The sequence below is a fragment of the Acrocarpospora corrugata genome (genome assembly GCF_009687845.1).
In the GTDB taxonomy this organism is placed as follows: domain Bacteria; phylum Actinomycetota; class Actinomycetes; order Streptosporangiales; family Streptosporangiaceae; genus Acrocarpospora; species Acrocarpospora corrugata.
On record NZ_BLAD01000051.1, the window covers coordinates 28,410 to 49,409 of the forward strand.

At 70.3% G+C, this 21,000-nt stretch carries 21 protein-coding genes; 9 read left to right on the forward strand and 12 right to left on the reverse strand.

The annotated features are described in order from the left end of the window. The 4 genes from Acor_RS17660 to Acor_RS17675 are packed head-to-tail and all read right to left on the reverse strand — an operon-like array spanning position 1 to position 4,234. Positions 1-594 carry a hypothetical protein gene (locus Acor_RS17660; protein ID WP_155337768.1) on the reverse strand — a complete coding sequence of 198 codons (594 nt, stop codon included), beginning with the start codon at positions 592-594 and terminating at the stop codon, positions 1-3. Then, positions 581-2,074, reverse strand: coding sequence for a VWA domain-containing protein (locus Acor_RS17665; RefSeq protein ID WP_155337769.1), 1,494 nt, complete (start codon positions 2,072-2,074; stop codon positions 581-583). The genes Acor_RS17660 and Acor_RS17665 overlap by 14 nt, the downstream gene beginning before the upstream one ends. Then, on the reverse strand, positions 2,071-3,162 hold the full coding sequence (locus Acor_RS17670) for a toxic anion resistance protein (protein ID WP_246238706.1): 1,092 nt from the start codon (positions 3,160-3,162) through the stop codon (positions 2,071-2,073). The genes Acor_RS17665 and Acor_RS17670 overlap by 4 nt, the downstream gene beginning before the upstream one ends. A 10-nt stretch (positions 3,163-3,172) precedes the next feature. Then, positions 3,173-4,234 (reverse strand): hypothetical protein, encoded by a 1,062-nt coding sequence (locus tag Acor_RS17675; RefSeq protein ID WP_155337770.1) that lies wholly within the window; start codon positions 4,232-4,234, stop codon positions 3,173-3,175. Positions 4,235-4,450: 216 nt separating this feature from the next. Here Acor_RS17675 and Acor_RS17680 point away from each other — a divergent pair, with 216 nt between their 5' ends. Next, positions 4,451-6,412, forward strand: coding sequence for a CehA/McbA family metallohydrolase (locus Acor_RS17680; RefSeq protein ID WP_155337771.1), 1,962 nt, complete (start codon positions 4,451-4,453; stop codon positions 6,410-6,412). Positions 6,413-6,488: 76 nt separating this feature from the next. Then, positions 6,489-7,481 carry an aldo/keto reductase gene (locus Acor_RS17685; protein ID WP_155337772.1) on the forward strand — a complete coding sequence of 331 codons (993 nt, stop codon included), beginning with the start codon at positions 6,489-6,491 and terminating at the stop codon, positions 7,479-7,481. Here the strand turns inward: Acor_RS17685 and efeB are convergent. From efeB to efeU, 3 genes are read right to left on the reverse strand one after another with little or no spacing between them, the layout of a single operon-like run. Then, on the reverse strand, positions 7,474-8,748 hold the full coding sequence (gene efeB, locus Acor_RS17690) for an iron uptake transporter deferrochelatase/peroxidase subunit (RefSeq protein WP_155337773.1): 1,275 nt from the start codon (positions 8,746-8,748) through the stop codon (positions 7,474-7,476). The genes Acor_RS17685 and efeB overlap by 8 nt on opposite strands. 32 nt (positions 8,749-8,780) lie before the next feature. Next, positions 8,781-9,926, reverse strand: a complete 1,146-nt coding sequence (gene efeO, locus Acor_RS17695) for an iron uptake system protein EfeO (RefSeq protein ID WP_155337774.1) — start codon at positions 9,924-9,926, stop codon at positions 8,781-8,783. A gap of 16 nt (positions 9,927-9,942) precedes the next feature. Continuing rightward, on the reverse strand, positions 9,943-10,779 hold the full coding sequence (gene efeU, locus Acor_RS17700; RefSeq protein ID WP_155337775.1) for an iron uptake transporter permease EfeU: 837 nt from the start codon (positions 10,777-10,779) through the stop codon (positions 9,943-9,945). A 244-nt stretch (positions 10,780-11,023) separates the two neighbouring features. Between efeU and Acor_RS17705 the strand changes: the two genes are divergently transcribed. Next, positions 11,024-12,643, forward strand: coding sequence for an ABC-F family ATP-binding cassette domain-containing protein (locus Acor_RS17705; protein WP_155337776.1), 1,620 nt, complete (start codon positions 11,024-11,026; stop codon positions 12,641-12,643). After that, on the forward strand, positions 12,640-13,578 hold the full coding sequence (locus tag Acor_RS17710) for a hypothetical protein (RefSeq protein WP_155337777.1): 939 nt from the start codon (positions 12,640-12,642) through the stop codon (positions 13,576-13,578). The genes Acor_RS17705 and Acor_RS17710 overlap by 4 nt, the downstream gene beginning before the upstream one ends. Before the next feature lie 57 nt (positions 13,579-13,635). Here the strand turns inward: Acor_RS17710 and Acor_RS17715 are convergent, their stop codons facing one another. Together Acor_RS17715 and Acor_RS17720 are read right to left on the reverse strand one after the other, a co-directional pair. Then, positions 13,636-13,902, reverse strand: coding sequence for a TFIIB-type zinc ribbon-containing protein (locus Acor_RS17715; protein WP_155337778.1), 267 nt, complete (start codon positions 13,900-13,902; stop codon positions 13,636-13,638). 39 nt (positions 13,903-13,941) lie between these two features. Continuing rightward, complete coding sequence (locus tag Acor_RS17720; RefSeq protein ID WP_155337779.1) at positions 13,942-14,763, reverse strand: phosphotransferase family protein; 822 nt, start codon at positions 14,761-14,763, stop codon at positions 13,942-13,944. Between the two features lie 55 nt (positions 14,764-14,818). Here Acor_RS17720 and Acor_RS17725 point away from each other — a divergent pair, with 55 nt between their 5' ends. Continuing rightward, positions 14,819-15,709, forward strand: coding sequence for a TIGR03619 family F420-dependent LLM class oxidoreductase (locus Acor_RS17725; protein ID WP_155337780.1), 891 nt, complete (start codon positions 14,819-14,821; stop codon positions 15,707-15,709). Here Acor_RS17725 and Acor_RS17730 read toward each other — a convergent pair. Then, positions 15,706-16,578 carry an ABC transporter substrate-binding protein gene (locus tag Acor_RS17730; RefSeq protein ID WP_246238708.1) on the reverse strand — a complete coding sequence of 291 codons (873 nt, stop codon included), beginning with the start codon at positions 16,576-16,578 and terminating at the stop codon, positions 15,706-15,708. The two genes, Acor_RS17725 and Acor_RS17730, sit on opposite strands and share 4 nt — an antisense overlap. Positions 16,579-16,661: 83 nt before the next feature. Next, on the reverse strand, positions 16,662-17,684 hold the full coding sequence (locus Acor_RS17735) for an LLM class flavin-dependent oxidoreductase (RefSeq protein WP_155337782.1): 1,023 nt from the start codon (positions 17,682-17,684) through the stop codon (positions 16,662-16,664). Positions 17,685-17,739: 55 nt separating this feature from the next. On the opposite strand from Acor_RS17735, the gene Acor_RS17740 reads away from it, so the two are divergent. From Acor_RS17740 to Acor_RS17750, 3 genes are read left to right on the forward strand one after another with little or no spacing between them, the layout of a single operon-like run. Beyond that, entirely contained in the window at positions 17,740-18,147 is a 408-nt protein-coding gene (locus Acor_RS17740) for a nuclear transport factor 2 family protein (protein WP_155337783.1), read from the forward strand. Positions 18,148-18,167: 20 nt separating this feature from the next. Then, a complete protein-coding gene (locus tag Acor_RS17745; protein ID WP_155337784.1) occupies positions 18,168-18,950 on the forward strand; it encodes an HAD-IIA family hydrolase in 783 nt (260 codons plus the stop codon). A 39-nt stretch (positions 18,951-18,989) separates the two neighbouring features. After that, complete coding sequence (locus Acor_RS17750) at positions 18,990-19,616, forward strand: hypothetical protein (RefSeq protein ID WP_155337785.1); 627 nt, start codon at positions 18,990-18,992, stop codon at positions 19,614-19,616. A 5-nt stretch (positions 19,617-19,621) separates the two neighbouring features. Here the strand turns inward: Acor_RS17750 and arfB are convergent, their stop codons facing one another. After that, the gene (arfB, locus tag Acor_RS17755) at positions 19,622-20,044 is read right to left on the reverse strand and encodes an alternative ribosome rescue aminoacyl-tRNA hydrolase ArfB (RefSeq protein WP_155337786.1); all 423 of its coding nucleotides are present in this window, start codon (positions 20,042-20,044) and stop codon (positions 19,622-19,624) included. 116 nt (positions 20,045-20,160) lie between these two features. On the opposite strand from arfB, the gene Acor_RS17760 reads away from it, so the two are divergent. Next, a complete protein-coding gene (locus tag Acor_RS17760; RefSeq protein ID WP_155337787.1) occupies positions 20,161-20,994 on the forward strand; it encodes a hypothetical protein in 834 nt (277 codons plus the stop codon). Positions 20,995-21,000: the final 6 nt, after the last annotated feature.

Consider the following 21,000-nt stretch of genomic DNA (forward strand, 5'->3'; position numbering starts at 1 on the left):
CTAAAGGTCTAGTTCGGAGCCGCCGAAGCGGTCCCGCAGGAAGCGGCTCTGGGCGCGGAGGGCCTGTTCGTCGCCCTGGTAGACGGCGTCGGCGACGCGGCCGAGGCCGGTGCGGAGCAGGTCGAGCTGGGCGAGGAGTTCGGCGTGGGCGGCCTGTCGGCGGGATGGTGGCAGGTTGGCGTAGCCGTTCAGGCTGGTCGGGAGGTAGTCCAGGATCGACTGGGAGACGATGTGCAGCTGGTCGGGGGCGGTGGTGAGGACCTCGGCGCGGTCCAGGACCTCGATGAGCATGCCGCCCAGTTCGCCGACGCGGGCGACCACGTCGGCGGGGAACGCGCCGGGCACCCGGGCCAGCAGGGCGTCCAGTTCGGCGCGGAGCCCGGCCGTCTCCACCTCGGCGTGCGAGATGACCACGCGGGTGCGGTCGGCGGGGGCGAGCAGGGCGCCGATGCCGTACAGGCCGGCGACGACGACCGGCCAGAGCGCGCCTGCGACGCCCGCGAAGACCAGGCCGACGCCGATCAGCGCCAGGATCGAGCCGGCGATGTTCTTGGTGGAGCCCAGGTAGGCCAGCACCCGGTTACTGATACCCACGGATTTCCTTGAACGCGGCGGCCAGCGAGCCGGAGCGGGCGTCGAAGACCGCGCCGCCGGTGAGTTCGGCGATCCTGGTCATCTCGGCGACGTCGCTGTCGCCGAACAGGACGACGAAGGTGGGGACTGTGCGCTGCCCCTCGGGGAGCGCGCGGTAGAAGGCGCCGAACTCCTCGGCGCCGGAGCCGTCGGTGTTCTCGCCGTCCGTCATCAGCACGATCGAGGTGTAGTGCCCGGCCTCCACCGGTTCCTGGTACGCCGTGCGGAGCGCGTCGAAGATGGCGGTGCCGCCTTCGGCCTGGAGGTTCTCGGCGAACGACCGGATCTCGCCCAGGGCCTGCTCGGGGTCGCGTTCCGGCAGGGTGAACACCCGCGGCGGCCGCGGGGCGCTGTTGAAGGGGATCATGGTGACGGTCTCGCGGTTGCGGAACCGGGAGAACGTGCCGGACGCCGAGGTGTCCGCGCCGGTCAGGGTCACCAGGGCGGCCCGCAGGGCGGCGATCCTGTCGCCCTCCATCGAACCGGAGGTGTCCAGCACGAACCGGGCCCTGGCCGGGACCCGCACGTCGTTCAGGTAGGCGCCGATCAGCTCGTCGGCGGCCGACCGCTTGTTCGGGAACGGCAGCTCCAGCAGGGGTTCGGCCGAGCCGAGGCCGGGCACGATCGGCCGCCGGAACGTGGTGTCCATGATCTTGCGCTGCACGTCGGGGGTGCGCAGCCAGGCGGCGAGCTCGTCGTAGGCGGTCTTGCGCGGCGAGGCGGCCAGCAGGGTCAGCGGGTAGTCGGCCGAGACGACGCCGTCGGTCGGGTAGATCAGGGTGAGCTTCATGCCGCGCAGCACCGACTCGTAGTTGATCAGGCCGTCCACGCCGGGGGTCCGGGCGTAAGCGTCGGCGAGCCAGCCGGACGAGCCCGAGGTCAGCCGCTGCGCGGAGAAGAACCCCTTCAGTTTCGGGGTGACCGCGTCGATCTGCTCCGCGCTGAGCGCCTCGTCGGCGTCCGACAGCGCCGCCGCCACGCCCACCAGCGCGGAGAAGCCGGAGTTGGAGGAGGCCGGGTTGGTCATGCCGAAGGTGAACTTGCCCGCGCTGGCGGCGGCGGCGATGTCGGACCAGGACGGGGGAGTGGTGTCCCAGCCCAGTTCGGTGGCCTTGGCGGGGTTCAGGCCGAGCACGACCGGGGAAACCATGATCTTGGTCTGGGTGGACAGGCGCTCCCGGGCGCCGTCGATCAGCGACAGGTAGCGGTTGGAGGAGAACCAGATCGCGTCGTACTGGCCGGCGCCGCCGCTGGCGACCTGCTCGGCGCCGTCCAGGGTGCCGGTGTAGGTGAGCTCGACGTTCAGCCCGGACTCCTTGAGCAGCGGCTCCAGGTCCTTGACCTCGCTGCCGGCCAGGATCTTGAGGGTGTCCTCCTCGCCGGAGCAGGCGCCGGTCGCCAGCAGGGCGAAGACCAGGAGCAGCCGGGCCAGGCGGGTCATCCCCTGCTCCTGGCCAGATACGTCTGGGCGTGTTCCAGTTCCACGGTGAGGCTGGACACGGTGGTCGCCATGTTCTCGGTGGCCTGCGCCCGGAAGGTGTCGATCATGTCGATGGTGGCGTAGATGTTGTCGAAGGCGCGGCGGAGCGAGTCCAGGTCGACCGTGGTGGAGGCGCTCTGGGTCTGGATCTCGGCCGCCTGGGTGCGCAGCAGTTCGCTGGTGGCCACGATCAGGTCGGAGGTGGTCTGGTTGAGTGCGGTGATCTGGTCCAGGACGAGCTTCTGGCCGGCCAGGGCCTGGGCCACCGTGACGGCGGTGCGCAGCGCCGCGATCGTGGTGGTGGTGGCGCGGTCGACACCTTTGATGAGTTCCAGGTTGTTCTTCCGCACCAGGTCGAGGGCCAAGTAGCCCTGCGCGGAGACGGCCAGCTGGGTGAGCAGGTCCTGGTGTTTCTGGCGGACGCCGTACAGGGCGTCGGAGCGGAGGGCGACGGCGTGTTCCTCGTCGGCGGTGAGCAGGTGGCGTTCCAGTTCGGCGTCCAGGGCGGCGGCGAGGGTGGCGTACTCCTGGAGTTTGAGCATCGACTCCCAGAGGACGCGGCGTTCGCCGTCGATCGCGGCGTTGTCCTTCAGCAGTTCGTCCTGGCCGGATTTGAGGGCGCGGACGATGTCGTCCAGGTGCTTCTGCGCGCTCTGAAATTTCGCGAAATAGTCGCGTAAACCGGCGGGGATGAGGCCGAGGAACTTGCGCGCCCCGGTGGCCTGGCGGGGGTCCAGGTCGACGATCGTGCGGCGCAGCGCGACCAGCTGGCCGGGCACCGGGCCGGTCGCCGCCGCCACCGGGCGCTTCAGCATGCGGTTGGCGACCTGGGCGGAGGAGCGGATGTCGGTGTCGCCCATGGCGGTGATGCCCGCGACCTTCTTGGTGAACTCCGGCGCGCGCGGGTCCAGCGCGGCCAGTTCCGCGGCGAAGGCCCGGGCGCGTTCGGTCAGTTCGTCGCCGCGCTCGGCCGGGATCGGCAGCATCGAGGCGGCCTTCTCGACGGGCACCGGCGGGACCGGATCCGGCGGGGTCAGTACAAGGTCCAACAGAGGATCCTCACGGCTTGAGGTAGCGCTCCTCGATCAACGAGATGAGCTGCTCCAAGTGGTCATATGTCGGTGGCTCGACCACGTTGACCAGGTTCGTGGTTAGCGGGGTGTTCTTGGCGAGATCGGCGAAGACCTGGGGGTTCGCGGTGCGGAAGCCGTACCGGGCGGCCAGGGCGGCGAACTCGGGGTCCTCGGTGAGCAGGCGGCCGACCCGGGTGGCCGGCTCGTCGAAGGGGACCAGGGTGTGCTTGCTGAGCACGGTCGGCGAGGGGTACAGCAGCCGCATCTCCGGGCGGATCGCGCCGTCGGCGGCGAACAGGCGGGCCGCGTACTGCGCCTCGTAGATCACGACCATCGGCGTCTTGCCCATGCCCACGGCCAGATAGTCCTCGAAGGGCGCCTCGGTGGTCGACTCGGAGTACCCCTGGTCGAGGAAGAGCGGCGCCACCGCCTCGGCTGCCTTCGCGGTCTGGTCCGCCGACTTGACCACGTCGTCGCCGTTGGCGACGTAGCTGGTCATCGCCAGGTACATGGCGGCCGAGTTGGAGGTACGGACGTCCGTCGTGGTCAGCAGCACCCGCTTACGCGCCCGATAAGTGGACCCCGGCAGGGCGTCCCACCGGGTCCCCTGCGCCACCAGATCCAGATATTTCCGGACGTCGAGGGTTTCGCCGGTCACGACGCCCGCCTGCGTCAGGGTGGCCACGATCGGCTCGAAGGTCGCCACGCTCATCGGCGAATAGAACGGGGAGAACGTCACGGTCGCGCCGCGATCCTTCTTGATCTTCTCGGCGGCCGGCACGCTCGACGGGAACGCGAACGCGTACTTGGCCAGGTCCACAGAACCGGCGATCTCCCGCGACCCGGCCGTGTCCACCTCGACCCGCAGCCCGTGCTTCTCGAAGGCGGCCTTGACCTGCGGATCGTCGAAGAACGGTTTCTTCTCCGACCCGATCACCCCGCGTACCACGGTGAGCTCGGAGCCTTCCCGGTTCCCCAGCACCAGGGCCGCGACGACCGCCCCACCGAGCAGGAGCGCCAATACGGCGCCGATCCAGCGTCTAGTCATCTCATCCAGAATTATGTGAGTCGCACAGTTTGCCCGGTGCGTCCGATAGCGAGAATTCAGCGGGTGTTCATTTGTGAGTAATTAGGAGGGGAGTCCACCCTGAGACTGCCTGTTTATCCCACCTGGGCGAAGAGAACTCCACCAGAACGCACGATTGCATTTTTTGGGTTCCTGGCCAGATGTGATGCTTTCGTTTCCGACTACGGGGAGGCGAAGATGCATCACGATCCGATGTTGCCGCCGGTGGTGGCGCGGGCGCTGGGGGAGTACCGGACGCTGCTGGCCGAACATGGCATCACCTGGGGCGAACCACCGCTGGGCTATGTACGCATGATGAGCTTCCTCCGGTTCCCGGATGAGGCGTATGAGATGTCCAAAGAGCCGGACCTGGACCGGGCGTTCCGGGACGCGCTGCGCGGGCGCACCACGCCGGACGGCCTGACCGTCCTCCGGCTGACCCGCACCGGGCTGCGCCTGGAGGCCCGCCCGCTGGCCGTGCTCTCGGCGCACCCGCTGCCGGGCGTGCTGCTGATCGACTCCGGCCGCGACGGCGCCACGCCGGTGGTCGTGGACGGGGAGCCGTACGAGATCCCGGCCGGCGGGGCCCGGCTGATCGAGATCACCACCGCCAGCGCGGTCGCCGTGGCGGGGGAGGAGGTCGACCTGTCGGTGCTGACCAGGGCCGCAGTCCCGGCCAGGCTGCGGCTGCGGGCCGGCTTCCCGTGCCGGTGGAGCGTCACCACCACCGACGGCCAGGGCTGGTACCCGGAGGGCGCCGACCGCCGCCGCGACTACCACGGCGAGCCCTTCTTCCACGGCGACGACCTGATCGTGGAGGTCCCGTCGGAACCGCTCACCGTACGGGTCGGCCGCGGCATGGAGTACGGCACCGCCGAAGCCGAGGTGCACCCCGCGCCCTGGCTGGAGACCACGGTCGACCTCGCGCCGAGCCGCATCTACGACGCGGCCGCCCGCGGCTGGTACGGCGCCGACCTGCACGTCCACCTCAACTGGGCCGGCGACATCGTCGCCACCCCCGCCGCGGCCGCCGCCATGCAGCACGGCGAGGACCTGCACGTGCTCAACCTGGTGGCCGGCAACGTGTCCGGCGAGCGGGTCTACGACAAGGAGGCGCTGCAGCACTGGGCCGGCCGTGACCTGCCCTGGTCGGACGCCTCGCACGTGGCCCGGATGGGCGTGGAGTACCGCAACGACCTGCTCGGCCACGTGCACGCGTTCGGCCTGGCCGCGCCGCCGTCCGTCTACCACACCGGCTTCCTCGGCCAGGCCGACTGGCCGCCCAACGGCACGGCCTGCGGCGAGCTGAAGGAGCTGCAGGCCGTGCTCGGCTACGCGCACCCCTTCCACCGCCCGATCGCGGAGCCCAGCGAGATCACCGGCACAGGCGAGCGCAACTGCGACGCGCGCGCCCTGGTCGTGGACGCGGCCCTCGGCCTGGTGGACGGGCTGGAGCTGCTGCACTTCTCCGAGATCTCCGGCACGGTGAGCGTCTACCGCCGCCTGATCGGCGCGGGCAACCGCCTGGCCGCCCTGGCCGGGACCGACACCATGCTCTCCTTCACCCGGCAGGACACCGTCTCCAGCCCGCCCGGCTGGGAACGCGTCTACGCCCGACTCGGCGGACCCCTCTCCGCCGAGTCCTTCGCCGGCGCGGTCCGGCAGGGCCGTACCTTCGCCACCACCGGGCCCTGGCTGGAGCTGGCCGTCACCGACGAGCACACCGGCGCAGTCCACGACGTCGGCGACACCCTGCACCTGCAGCCAGGAGACCGGGTCACCATCACCGCCCGCACCATCGGCCCCGAGGTGGAACGGCTCGAACTGCACACCGCGGGCGGCGTACTCGCGGCCGGGCCCGGCGGTGAGCTGTCGGCCACCTTCGACGTCCTGGAGCCCACCTACGTGGTCGCCGCGGCCTCCGGCGGACGCCATCCCCGCTCGCTGCACCGCGAGGTCTACGCCCACACCAGCCCGATCTACCTGGACGTCGCCGGCCGGCACGTGGCCCGCGCCGAGGACGTCCGGTGGTGTCTGGAGTGGCTCAACTTACTGGCGGGCACGGTACGCGACCATGCCCGGCTGGACTCCGCCGACCAGCTCCGCGACCATCTGGACCTGATCGAGAAGGCGGTGACCATCTACCGTTCCCGGCTTTAGCGTTTGACCTGGAGCGTGCTCCAGAACCCAGACTTCCTCCCAGCGCCCGATCCGCGGGCGCGGGAGAGGAATCCGGATGAGATACCGCACGATCGGCACCGACCCGGACACCCGCCGCGAGGTGAGCGTGCTCAGTCTCGGCGCCATGCTGTTCGGGACGGCCACCGACGAGCCCACGTCGATGGCCATCCTCGACCGTTACGTCGAGGCAGGCGGCACGTTCGTCGACACCTCCGACAACTACGCGTTCTGGATGAACGGCGGCCAGGGCGGCGAGAGCGAGGAGCTCCTGGGCCGCTGGCGGCGCAGCCGGGGCGTCGGCGACGAGATCGTCATCGCCACCAAGCTGGGGGCCCGCCCGCTGGCCCCCGGCACCAGCTACCTGGACAACGCCGAGGGCCTGTCCGCCAAGGTGATCAGGGAGTCGGCGGAGCGGAGCAGGGAACGCCTCGGGATGGACCGGCTGCACGTCCTGTACGCGCACATCGAGGACAACACGGTCCCGCTCAGGGAGACCGTGGAAGGCTTCGCCGAACTGGTCGCCGAGGGCGCCGTCGGCCTGCTGGGGGTGAGTAACCACTGGACCTGGCGGATCGAGCGCGCCCGCAACCTCGCGGCGGCGGCAGGACTGCCCGGCTACGAACTGCTCCAGTACCAGCACAGCTACCTGCGCCGCAGGACGGACCGCCCCACCCCGCTGTCTGCGGACGGCGACCCGGCCGCGACCAGCGGGGACCTGCTCAGCTACGTCCGCGAGAACCCGGAGCTGACTCTGGTGGCGTACACCCCGCTGCTCAGCGGCGGCTACGTCCGGGCGGACAAGCCGCTCGACCCGGCGTACGGGCTGCCCGCCAAGCAGCCGCGCCTGGCCGCGCTCGCGGAGGTGGCCGGGGAGACCGGGGCGACCGTCAACCAGGTCGTGCTGTCCTGGCTGATCGGCGGCCAGGTGCCGGTGCTGCCGCTGATCGGCGTCTCCTCGGTGGCGCAGCTGGACGAGGCGCTGGCAGCGGTCGAGCTGGACCTGACCGCGGACCAGCGGGCCCGCCTGGACGCGGCCGGCGTCAGCTGAACAGGGCCCGGCCCCAGTAGTCGCCGGCGTCCCGGACGCCCGGCGGGACCGCGAACAGGCCGCTGGAGACGTGCTTGATGTACTCGTTGAGCACGTCCTGGCGGGCCAGCGCCAGCTGCACGGGGACGAACTGGCGATGCGCGTCCCGCTGGTAGGAGATGAAGAACAACCCGGCGTCCAGGCGCCCGAGGCCGTCGGAGCCGTCCACGAAGTTGTAGCCGCGCCGGAGCATGCGCACTCCGCCGTGGCTGGACGGGTGCGCCAGCCGGACGTGGGCGACGTCGGCGATCAGGGATTCGCCGTCGGGGCCCTTACGGGTGAAGTCGGGTTCGTCGAACTCCTTCGCGCTGCCGTGGGCGGCCCCCTCGCCCTTGGTGCGGCCGATGATGGCCTCCTGCTCGGCCAGCGAGGTCCGGTCCCAGGTCTCGATGTGCATCCGGATCTTCCGGGTGACCAGGTAGCTCCCGCCGGTCAGCCAGTCCGCGCCATCATCAGCGCCATCATCAGCGCCGTCCTCGGCGGCCACCCAAAGGTGGTCGCCGAGCATGGCGGTGTCCTCCAGCTTCAGGTTGGCGGTGCCGTCCTTGAAGCCCATCAGGTTGCGCGGCGTGGCCTGGGCCCGCGAAGTGGAGGAGGTACGGCCGAAGCCGAGCTGCGAGTAGCGCACCGAGACCCGGCCGAACCCGATCCTGGCCAGGTTGCGGATCGCGTGCACGGCCACCTGCGGGTCGTGCGCGCACGCCTGCACGCACAGGTCGCCGCCGGACAGCTCAGGCAGCAGCGCGTCGCCGGGGAACTTCGGCAGGTCGGCCAGGGCCTTCGGCTTCCGTCCCGCCAGCCCGAACCGCTCGTCGAACAGCGTCGGCCCGAACCCGATCGTCAGGGTCAGGCCGGAGGCGGGCAGGCCGAGGGCCTCGCCGGTGTCGTCCGGCGGGGCCTCGGGCACGCCGCCGACCGCGCCGAACGCCCCGGCCTCCTGGCCCTGGGTCATCCGGGCGGCGGCGGCCGTCCACGACTGGAGCAGGTCGACGAGCTCGGCGCGGTCCTTGGTGGTCACGTCGAAGGCGACGAAGTGCAGGCGGTCCTGGGCGGGCGTGACGATCCCGGCCTGGTGCTCGCCGTAGAACGGCACCGCGTCGGAAGTGGCCGCCGCGTGCGTGGTGGCGTCCTCCCCCGGCAGGGACCGTACGGCCAGCGTGCCCGCGCCGGCGGCGGCCACTCCGGCCGCGCCGAGCCCGAACAGCTTTCTACGGCTGATTCCCGACATTTCGCCTCTCCAATGGATGTGCCGCGTGCGACTTACTGGGCGACCAGCGCGGCGATCTTACTGACCGGCTCGGCCAGCGCGTTGATCGTGTCCGAGAGGACCTTCAGCTCGTCCTTGGACAGTTCGGTGTGCAGCTTCCAGCCGTCGCCCTTCCTGTGCGCCTCAAGCGCGGTCTCGGCGGCGGCGAACTTCTCGTCCAGGGTCTTCACCAGGGCCGCGTCCCGCGCTTCGAGCACCGGGCGGAGCGCCTGCACGGCCGCCTGCGAACCCTCCAGGTTGGCCGCGAAGTCCCACAGGTCGGTGTGCGAGTAACGGTCCTCCTCGCCGGTGATCTTCCCGGTGGCCACCTCGTCGAGCAGTTCCTTCGCGCCGTTGCCCAGCTGCAACGGGGACAGCTTCTCCGCGTTCGCCTTCTCCACGATCAGCTTCACGTCGCTCATCAGCTGGTCGGCGATCGGCCCGGAGCCGCTGACGTCCTTGGTCTGCCAGAGGTCCTTCTCCAGGCGGTGGTAGCCGGTGAACTCCATGCCCTCCTCGATGACCTCCTCGCGGCCGTCGATCTTGGGGTCCAGGTCGCCGAAGATCTCGGCCACCGGCTCGATCCGCTCCCAGTAGGTCCGCGCCACCGGGAACAGCGCCTTGGCCTTCTCCTGGTCGCCCGCCTTGACCGCGTCCACGAACTCCTGCGTCTTGACCAGCAGCGCGTCGGTCTGGCTCTTCACGTACCGCTGGTAGCTGGCGGTGGCCTCGGCCAGCTGGGCGTCGTCGGTGAGCGGCTTGTGCTCGCCGGTCACCTTGAGCGGGCCGCGGATGCCCTTGCCGATCATGCCGGGCTTGCAGGCCGTCTCGTACGTCCCGGCCGGCAGTTCGATCACCAGGTCGCGGGTGAGGCCGGGGACGATGTTCTCCACCTCGCCCATGACCCGGTCGCCCGGGGCGTACACGTAGAACTCGGTGACCTTGCTGCCGGCGTTGGTGATCGAGAACGTCGAGGTGCCGGCCGCGAGCTCGGCCGAGCCGACCTGGCAGGCGGTGTCGTTGGCGGCCACCGCCACCTTCCCGTTCCCGGCCGGGGCCGAACCGCTCGCGCCGCCCGCGGCGGTCGGCGCGGGGTCGGTGCCGCCACAGGCGGTGAGGGTGGCCAGAGTCAGGGCACCGAGGAGAAGGGTCTTGCGCATGAGTGCACTCCAGTTGTTACGAGACGGACTCGGCGGCGACCTTGGGCGGGCCGGCCGTCGCGGCGGGACGGAGGAAGAGGAACAGCACCGGCAGCACGTAGACCACCCAGGCGACGACCTCCAGCACGGTCGGCGCGGCGGTGATGTTGAACATGCCGCCGAGCAGCGCCGAGTACCAGGCGCCGGGGTCCAGGACGCCGCTGATGTCGAAGGCGAGGTTGTTCAGGCCGGGCAGGATGGCGGCTTCCTGGAGGTCGTGCACGCCGTACTTGAGGATGCCGCCGGCGACCAGGATGAGCAGCAGGCCGGTCCAGGTGAAGAACTTGGTGAGGTTGACCCGGATCGCGCTGGCGTAGATGCCCCAGCCGATCAGGATCGAGGTGAGCACGCCCAGGCTGATCCCGATCAGCGGGGTGGCGGTGGTCGAGGCGCCCTGGGCCGAGGCGAAGAACAGCAGCGAGGTCTCCAGGCCCTCCCTGACCACCGACAGGAACGCCATCACGGCCACCGCGACCGAGCCGACCTGGAGCGCGTCGCCGAGCTTGGCGCGCAGGTCGGAGGCGATCTTGCGGGCCGCGCCGCGCATCCAGAAGATCATCCAGGTGACGAAGACGGTCGCGGCGATGGAGGCCACCGCCTCGAACAGCTCCTGCTGCTCGAAGGCCAGGTGGGCGGCGGTGAAGGAGAGTAGCGCGCCGAACGCGATCGACAGCGCGACGGCGGCGGCGACTCCCGTCCAGACCAGGGACAGCTTGTCCCGCCGGTCGCTCTTGACGAGGAAGGCCACCAGGATCGAGACCACGAGAGTGGCTTCCAAGCCTTCCCGGAGACCGATGAGGTAACTGGCGAGCATGATCACTTCCACAGGTGAGGCTAGCCTAATTTAGGCGAGCTTTACCTTACCCATAAGGATGCGCGGCCACGCGGGCAGGGGGCGGTATTTAATTCGTTTGGTACGCGGGGATGGGGCACGTAATGTGGTCCGCGTCCTACTGCCGTCCCCCTGGAGCATCCGTTGAGGATCTGAGGTTCGACGCCGCGTCTGATCGTCGGCGTCCACGTGTGTTCGTACACGACCTCATAGGGACGGCTTTCTCATGTTGACGATTCATGATCTTTCTTTTGCGTGGGCCGACGGGACTCCGGTGCTGGACGGGGTCGATCTCGCGTTCGGGCCGGGGCGTACCGGTCTGGTCGGGGTCAACGGGTCGGGGAAGTCCACGCTGATGCGGCTGATGGCCGGGGAACTGACGCCGGGCCGGGGCCGCGTGCACGCCGGCGGGGCCGTCGGGTACCTGCCGCAGAACCTGCCGCTGGGGGTGGCCAGGACGGTCTCCGACCTGCTCGGGATCACCCCGGCGCGGGAGGCGCTGCACGCGATCGAGCGGGGCGAGGTGTCGGAGGCCGCCTACGCGGACGTCGTCTGGGACGTCGAGGAGCGGGCGCGCGCGGAGCTCGACCGGCTGGGGCTGCCGGAGGTGGGTCTGGACCGGACCGTGGCGGCGCTGTCGGGCGGCGAGGCCGTCCTGGTCGGGCTGGCCGCGCAGTTCCTGCGCGAGCCGGACGTGCTGCTGCTGGACGAGCCCACCAACAACCTCGACCGGGAGGCGCGGCGGCGGCTCTGCGACGCCGTGGTGGCCTGGCGGGGCACGCTCGTGGTGATCAGCCATGACCGGACGCTGCTCGGGCTGGTGGACCAGATCGTCGAGCTGCCGTCGGGGCGGGTGTTCGGCGGGAACTTCGCGGCGTACGAGGAGATCCTGGCCGTGGAGCGGTCCGCGGCGGACCGCGCGGTGCGGACCGCCGAGGGGGATCTCAAGCGGCAGCGGCGGCAGCTGGCCGAGGCGCGGGTCAAGCTGGACCGGCGGGCCAGCTACGGCCGGAAGATGAACGAGACCAACAACGAGCCGAAGATCCTGATGGGGAAGCGGCAGCGGCAGGCGCAGGAGACCGCGGGCCGGCATCGCAACCTGCACGAGGAGAAGGTCGAGCAGGCCCGCGAGCGCCTGACCGAGGCGGAGCAGGGGGTCCGCGACGAGGCCGAGATCCGGGTCGCCCTGCCCGCGACGACGGTCCCCGCCGGCCGGATCGTCCTGTCCATCCCGCTCGGCCCGCTGACCGCCACAGACCACGATATTTCCGAAATTTCGGTCGATAGTGTGACCTCGGGGCGGGAGCTGGAGCGGCTCGTCGTCAAAGGGCCGGAGCGGATCGCGCTGGTCGGGCCGAACGGGTCGGGGAAGACGACGCTGCTGGGGAAGATCGCGGCCCACACCCGGGCCGCCGGATCCTCCGACGGGGTCTTCGTGCCGATGCGATATCTCCCGCAACGCCTGGACATCCTCGACGACGAGCTGAGCGTGCTCGACAACGTCCGGGCGGTCGCGCCCGAGATATCGGTCAACGACATCCGGGCCGGCCTGGCGCGTTTCCTCTTCCGCGGCGCCCGGGTCGGCCAGCCCGCCGGCACCCTGTCCGGCGGCGAGCGGTTCCGCGCCGTCCTGGCCGCGCTGCTGCTCGCCGGACCGCAACTCCTGCTCCTGGACGAGCCGACGAACAACCTCGACCTGGCCAGCGTGCGGCAACTCGGCCAGGCGCTGTCGGCCTACCGGGGCGCGCTGATCGTCGCCAGCCACGATCTCCCGTTCCTGGAGTCGATCAGGCCGACTCGCCGGATTGACACCTCAGGACTTGTCAGTAAACAGTTGGACGGGTGATCACTCCCCGGTTCCTCGCCGTCGCCGCGGCGGCGGTCACGCTCACCGCCTGCACCTCGGATCCCGGGACGCCGGCGAACCCCGGCGCCGCGCCCGGCACCGCCGCGGGCTCGCCGTCGCCGTCCGGCCTCAGCCCCGCCGCGTACCGGACCAGCCTGGACGAGGCGGGCGGCGCGGTGAACGCCGCGCTGAAGGACCTGGCCAAGGCCAAGACCCCCAAGACGCTGGGGGACCGGCTGACCCGGGCCGAGACGGCGGTCGCCGCGGCCCTGTCCCAGCTCCAGCCGCTCCAGCCACCCGTCGACATCACCACCGAGCACGCCGACTACCTGGCCGCGCTGCGCGGCATGGAGACCACCCTCGGCGACTTACAGACCGGCGTGGACGAGGGCGGGCTGTGCACGGCCACCGCGGTGCTGGCCAGGCTCGGCAAGTCCGACGACTTCGGCGCGCTCAAGGAGGCGGGCGTCGACCTGGCCTCGCTCGGCGACTACCCGGGCGGCAAGGTCACCGTCAAACCGCCCAAGGAGCAGAACCGGCGGCAGCCGAACGGGAAGGTGCTGCGCTCGGCCGTACGCGGCGGGCGGAGCAAGCTGATCGTGAAGAACGGCGGCGGGCAGGACGCGGTGCTCACCATGATGCTCGGCAAGCGCAAGGCCGTCTCGGTCTACGTGCGCAAGAAGAGCCGGGCCACCGTGCCGAACATCAAGGACGGCAGCTACCGGGTGTTCTTCGCGACCGGGATCGACTACGACAGCAAGAAGCGGCGGTTCAACCGGACCTGCGCGTTCGAGCGGTTCGACGACCCGGTCAGGTTCCGGACCACCTTCAGCGGCAGCTCGATCCGGTGGAGCGACTGGACGCTCACCCTCAACAAGGTGACAGGCGGCAACGCGCCGTCCAGCCGGGTCGACCCGGACGACTTCCCGATCTGACCCCGCCCAATGGAAAGCCGCGGTCCCGGCGGGACCGCGGCTGGAAGGCTTAGCCGGTCAGCTGGAGAAGAGCGCGTTGACCCAGCTCTTCCGGTGGCCGTGGTGGTAGCCGTGGCCGCCGTGGTGGCCGCCGCCCCAGGCCGGGCCGGCAGCGGGGGGCGGGGGAGCCGCGTAGTTCTGCTGCGCCCACTGGTTCTCCATGCGGGAGAGGGTCTCCAGCTCGCCATAGTCGAGGAAGATTCCGCGGCAGCCGTCGCACTGCTCGATGTGGACGCCGTTACGGTCAAAAGTCCGCATGTTCCCGCGGCACTTGGGGCACTGCATTGAGCGTCATCTCCTTAAGAGGCGTTTAACCATTCCACCCTATGACGGAGCCGGTGTGGCCATAATCCTCTCGCAGGAGGAGATCAGAGCCTCCGCCGCCTCGTCAAGGGCGGTGTTGTCGCGGCGCGCGGTGGCCATTGCCGTGGCGGCCAGTTGGACCGTCAACGCGCGGGCCGGCCCGTCGAGTTCCCGCCACGGATCCTCGGGCGAGACGGCGGTCCCCCCGGCGGCCAGGTAGGAGCCGAGAAACCGGTCCCATTCATCCGGCGAGACCAGCCCGGACGCGAACCAGGCGGCCGGCCGGGCGAGGTCCCAGACGGGGTCGCCGTACCCGAGGTCGTCGGGGTCGATCAGCAGCCACGCGCCATCCAAGCGGATCAGCTGCCCCAGATGCCAGTCGCCATGCGTCAGGCCGTGCCCGCGCTGCCGCAGGTCCAGCGTCCGGTACGCCAGCCGGGGCAGATCGCCCGGTTCGAGCCGTCCGACGGCCCGGGTGACCCGCTCAGGCCCGCGCATCGGCGGCAGCCCCGGCGGGACGGGCTGGGCGTGCAGCCGGGCCAGCAGCCGCCCGCCCTCCTCCCACGGCGGGGCCTCCAGGTCGTCGGGGGTGACCGGCTGCCCGGCGGGCCAGATGGTGACAATCCTGTCCCCGGCCCGGTCGATGCCGAGCGGCTCCAGCAGCAGCCCGGGTAAGCGCACGTTCAGCCGGGCCCGCAGGTCGGCCTCGTCGGTGCCCGCCGGGTGCGCCTTCACCACGACGTCGCCCACCCGGATCACCAGCACCCGGGTGTCCTTCAGGACGGTCGGCGGGCCCTCGCGGCCGGACAGCCGGACGAGGTGGGCGAGCAGGTCGGGGGGCACCGGGACAATCTACCCGGCGGCCGGGCCGTGGGCGGCGGCCTCTAATGTTGCCGGTATGAGGATTGGGTTCGGGGTGCCGGTGTCGGGGACGTGGGCGACGCCAGGGAACATGGTCCAGGTCGCGACCCGCGCGGAGGAACTGGGCTACCACGAGGTCTGGACGTTCCAGCGGCTGCTCTATCCGGTGGGGCACGCGATGGGCGCCACCTACCGGAGCGTGCAGGACCCGATCGTCACACTTTCGTACGTCGCGGGGGTCACCAGCACGATCCAGCTGGGCGTGGCCGTGCTCAACCTGCCGTTCTACTCGCCTGCCATGCTGGCCAAGCAGCTCGCCACCCTGCAGAGCGTCTCCGGCGGACGCCTGGACGTGGGCCTGGGCCTCGGCTGGGTGGAGGAGGAGTTCGCCGCCTCCGCGGTCCCGATGGAGCGCCGGGGCAAGCGCGCCGAGGAGTATGTCCAGCTGCTCCGCAAACTCTGGACCGAGGACCCGGTCGAGTATCGGGGCGAGTTCTACGCCCTGCCGCCCGTGCACCAGGACCCGAAGCCGCCGACCGTCCCGCCGATCCTGATGGGCGGGGCCGCGCCGGCCGCGCTGCGCCGGGCGGGCCGGCTGGCCGACGGCTGGATCAGCTCCAGCCGGATGGACCTCTCCAAGATCCACGAGCAGATCGCGGTGGTGAAGGAGTCGGCGAGCGAGGCCGGGCGCGACCCGGAGGCGCTGCGTTTCATCTGCCGTGGCGTGACCCGTCCCGGCTCCGACGGCTCGGCGCTGCTGGCCGGTTCGTACGAGAAGATCCGGCAGGACGTCGCGGACCTGGCCGCCCAGGGCGTGACCGAGGTCTTCCACGACCTCAACTTCAACCCCGAGATCGGTTCGCCGGACGCCGATCCCGCCTCGTCGATGCGCCTGGCCGAGGAGGCGCTGGAGGCGCTCAAGCCCTAGTCCTGGGCGCCGTTGATCTTCGGGTCGGCGATGGCGCCCTGCTGGACGCCCCACTTGGTGAGGATCGCCTGGTAGGTGCCGTCGGCCATGGTCTGCTTGAGGGCGGCCAGGATCGCGTCCTGGAGGCGGTCGGCGTCCTTGCCGAGGGCGTAGCCGTACGGGGCGGGGTCGTGGGGGGTGCCGAGGGTGCGCAGTTTGCCGCCGGTCTGTTTGACCGCGAAGCCGATGACGGGGGTGTCGGCCAGCATCGCGTCGGTCCTGCCGGCGACCAGGTCGGCGTTGACCTCGGTCTGCTGTTCGCGGGTGAGACTCAGGATGGCGGGTTTTCCGGCGTGGACGCAGGCGTCGCTGAGGGCGGCGACCTCGCCCACCTGTGCCGTTCCTCGCCGGACTCCGACGGTCAGGCCGCAGGGGTTGCCCGGGTCGGCCTTTTCCGGATTGCCTTCACGGGTGGCCCACGCGGTTCCCGAATCGTAGTAAGTCACGAAATCGACGACCTGCTCGCGTTCTTTGTTGTCCGTCAGCGAAGAGACGCCCATTTCGTATTTCCGGGATTGCACCCCGGGGATTATGGTGTCGATTCCGGCATTCTGGAATTCGGGTCTGAGGCCGAGTTTCCGGGCGATCGCGGCGGCGAGTTCGATGTCCCAGCCGACGGCCCGCCGGGTGTCGGGGTCCACGGACTCGTTGGGCGGATGTGAGGCGTCCGTGCCCATCAGCAGGACCCCGTCGATCCGCACCCAGTCCGGCACCAGGGCGGCCGGTCCGCTCGGTACCGCCAGCATCCGGCTGCGCTCCACGTTGCTCACGGCGTTGTACTGGCCGCCGTATCCGCACCCGGCGAGCCCGACGCCAAGCAAGACGATCACCGGAATTTTCGCGCGCGAAAGCATATATCCCCCCGAAAAGATTTCCCGGCCGGCGAGAAACCTGATTTGGGGCGGCCCCTACCCTAGGGAGTCATCTCATATGCCCGCGCGATCAGTTCGTAGGACCGGATCCGCGTCTCCGTCCCGTGCACCATCGTGGTGAGCATGAGCTCGTCCGCGCCCGTGCGCTTCCGCAGCTCCTCCAGCCCGGTCCTGACCTGCTCAGGGTCGCCGTAGACGACATCCGCGAGCCGCCCGTACACGAACTCGGTCTCCGCCGCAGAATACGGATACGCGGCGGCCTCCTCCGGCGTCGGGAACCGGCTCGGCCGCCCGAGCCGCATCCGCAGGAACGCCAGCGCCCCCGGCATCGCCTGCCGCAGCGCCTCCTCCTCGCTCGCCGCCGCCAGCGCGGACACGCCGATCATCGCGTACGGCTCCGCGAGCACCTCCGACGGCCGGAACGACTCGCGGTAGAGCTCCAGCGCGGGCTCGGTGTTGGCCGCGCTGAAGTGGTGCGCGAACGCGAAAGGCAACCCCAGCAGCCCCGCCAGCCGCGCGCTGAACCCGCTGGACCCCAGCAGCCAGATCGGCGGCCGGTCGTCCCCGCGCGGGATCGCCTGCACCCGGGCGTTGGTGCCGTCCAGGAACGCGGTCAGCGCGGCGACCTCCTGCGGGAACTCGTCGGGGTCGACGTTGGCGCTGCGGCGCAGCGCCTGCGCGGTGACCATGTCGGTGCCGGGCGCCCGGCCAAGGCCCAGGTCGATCCGCCCGGGATGCAGCGCGTGCAGCGTGCCGAACTGCTCGGCGACGACCAGCGGCGCGTGGTTGGGCAGCATGACCCCGCCGGATCCGACCCGGATCGTGCTCGTCGACGCCGCCAGGTGGGCGATGATCACCGCGGGGGAGGAACTGGCCACCCCCGGCATGCCGTGGTGCTCGGCCACCCAGATCCGGTGGTATCCCCACTCCTCCGCACGTCTGGCCAGCTCGGTCGCGCCCCGCAACGCCTCGGCCGGAGTGCTCCCCTCGCCGACCGTGGCCAGTTCGAGCACCGACAACGGAACCTCGGCCGCACCCCGCGCGACGCCGCGAATGTTCTCCATAACGGGGCATAACCGGAGAGCTGCTCCGGATATTTCGCCGTGGTTAGATTCCTCCATGGACGAAATTGCCCAAGTGCTTGCTCGGTATACCTACGCGATCGACACGGGCGACTGGGATCGCCTCGACGAGGTGTTCACCGAGGACGCGGTGCTCGACTACACCTCGGCGGGCGGCATCAAGGGCTCCCGCGCCGAGGCCAAGGCCTGGCTGGCCGAGGTGCTCGGCGCCTGGCCGGGACGGCTGCACCTGATCGGGGCCGCGTCCGTCGAGATCACCGGCGACGAGGCCGTGGTCGTCGCGTCGTTCACCGACACGCTCTCGCCGTCCCGGCAGATGATCTTGGCGGGCACGCCGGGTCTCATTCAGGGCGGTGGCTACTATCACCACCGGCTGCGCCGTACCGAACTGGGGTGGCGGAGCCGGGAACTGGTCGAGGAGCAGGCCTGGCGGACGATCACCTGAGGACCTGCGATGCTTGGGTAATGATTGAGCGCAAGCCCATCGACTGCTGGCTGTCGGACATGGACGGCGTCCTGGTCCACGAGGGCAAGCCCGTGCCCGGCGCCGACGACTTCATCAAGAAGCTCAGCGATTCCGGCAAACGTTTCCTCGTGCTCACCAACAACTCCATCTACACCCCCCGCGACCTCTCGGTCCGGCTCCGCGTGGCCGGGCTCAACGTGCCGCCTGAGGCGATCTGGACCTCCGCGATGGCCACCGCCGACTTCCTGTCCGGGCAGCGCCCGGAGGGCTCGGCGTACGTGATCGGCGAGTCGGGCCTGACCACGGCCCTGCACGAGGCCGGTTACATCCTCACCGATTTGGACCCCGACTACGTCGTCCTGGGCGAGACCAGGACCTACAGTTTCTCCCACATCACCCGCGCGATCCGCCTGATCGAGAACGGCGCGCGTTTCATCGCCACCAACCCCGACGCGGTCGGCCCCTCCCACGAGGGCAACCTGCCGGCCTGCGGCGCGGTCGCCGCGATGATCACCAAGGCCACGGGGGTCGAGCCGTACTTCGTCGGGAAGCCGAATCCGATGATGATGCGCAGCGCGCTCAACCGGATCGAAGGGCACAGCGAGAGCACGGCCATGATCGGCGACCGGATGGACACCGACATCGTCTGCGGCATGGAGGCCGGGCTGCACACCATCCTGGTCCTCACCGGCGTCACCCAGCGCGAGCAGATCGACCGATTCCCGTTCCGGCCGTCGCAGATCGTGTCCTCGGTGGCCGACCTGATCGATCTCGTCGAGTAGCTGCCATGCCCTGTCAGGATCCCGTGCGAGGCTGAGGGGATGAATCACCTCTACTTGGAGAACGGCCCCAAGAAGGTCTTCGCGTGCTCCATCGACTGGCCCGGCTGGTGCCGTATCGGCAACTCCGAGGACTTGGCGATCGAGGCGTTTCTCGAATACGAGCCGCGTTACCGGGTCATCGCCGAACGCGCCGGGCTGGCGTTCGACCCGGGTGAGGCGGTGGTGACCGAGCATGTCAAAGGTGACAGGACAACCGATTTCGGTGCGCCGCACGCTATTCCGCCCAGTGACTTCACCGCGGTGGCGGCGGCCGAAGCCGAGCGTGCGGCCGCGCTGCTGCGTGCCGCCTGGGACGAGCTTGACGACTACGCCGCCGTCGCTCCGGAATCTCTGCGCAAGGGGCCCCGGGGCGGCGGCCGGGACCGGACCAAGATGCTCGACCACGTCACCGCGGCCGAGCGCGCCTATGCCCGGAAGATCGGGCTGAAGCACAAGCCGCTCAAGTCCCCCGCCGATCTGGCCGCCATGCGGGCCGACATCGCCGAAACCGTCGCGCTGCCGTCCGAGGGCGGCGCGGAACACGGCTGGCCGGTCCGGTACACCACCCGGCGCATCATCTGGCACGTCCTGGACCATCTCTGGGAGATGCAGGACCGCTCGGACTGACCGGTTCAGTCCTCGGGGCGGCGCAGGCGCTTGAGGTTGGAACGGCGCTTCTTGTCCGCCAGGCGGTGCTCGACCGCGCCTCTGGACGGCTTGGTGGCGCGGCGTTTGCGGGGCGGCGGCGCGACGGCCTCGCGGAGCAGCTGGGCCAGGCGCATCTCGGCGGCCTCCCGGTTGCGCAGCTGCGAGCGGTACTCGGAGGCGGCGATGGTGATCGCGCCGTCGACCAGGCGGGGAGCCAGGCGGATGAGGGCCCTGGCCTTCAGGGCCGGGGTCAGCGCGGTGGTCTCGGCCACGCTGAAGGTGAGCTCGGCCCGGCTGTCGGTAGTGTTGACACCCTGCCCGCCGGGGCCGGAGGAGCGCGAGAAACGCCAGTTCAGCTCGGCCTCCGGCACGGTGATGGAAGCCGTGACGATCAGCGGTCCTGGCATTGGGCTCTCCTCCTCTCGGTGCTCGCCCCAGGGTATCCGGGCTGCATACCCACTGATCAACGTATTTATCGGGGTATCGGGTGACGGGATCCTGGCGGCTCGGGCAAAGTGGGCGCGTGACGATTGTGGGCGTGCACGGGATCGGGAAATATCACTATTTCGAGGAGGCGGGCCGGTCGCCGAGCGGCGCGGCCGAGGTGATGCGGGGAAAGTGGAACACCTACCTGCACAAGGGCCTGGGCACCGGGCGGTCGTACTCAGGGGAGCAATACCTGGCCGAGATCGCGTATTACGCGCATCACCTCCGGAAAGGCGAGCCGAAGCCGCCCAAGAAGATGGCCCCCGCCGAGAAGATGATTTTCGCCGACTGGACCAAGCAGCTCAACGGGCGGTTCGCGGCGGCGGCCGGGGAGTCGCTGACCGGGATCGCGCACCGGATGGCCGAATGGCTGCTCGGGCGGCTGGGGGAGGGCGCGGTCCGGTTCGCCGAGGACTTCTGCCCCGAAGTGGCGACTTATCTGGGCGGCGGCGATCCGCGCACCAAGTCACGGGACGCGGTCGCCGACACCATCCGGCGGCGCAAACCCACGGTCGTGCTCGCCCACTCCCTCGGCAGCGTCGTCACCTACGAGGCGTTCTGGGCGCACAAAGACCTCAGGACCGACCTGCTGATCACCCTGGGCAGCCCGCTCGGCATGCGAAACGTCGTCTTCGAGCGGCTCGCCCCGGTTCCGGTCTCCGGGCGCGGCGCCCGCCCGCCCGGCGTGGCCCGCTGGATCAACGTCGCCGACAAGGACGACATCGCCGCCATCCCGCCGGGCCTGCGCCCGGCCTTCGACGGGATCGAGCGTGACATCTCCTGCAATATCGACTGGCTGGACTTTCACACCGTACGTAACTACCTCGGCAGCGGGGCGGTCACCGATCTGGTGAAGACCCACCTCCGCTGAACACGT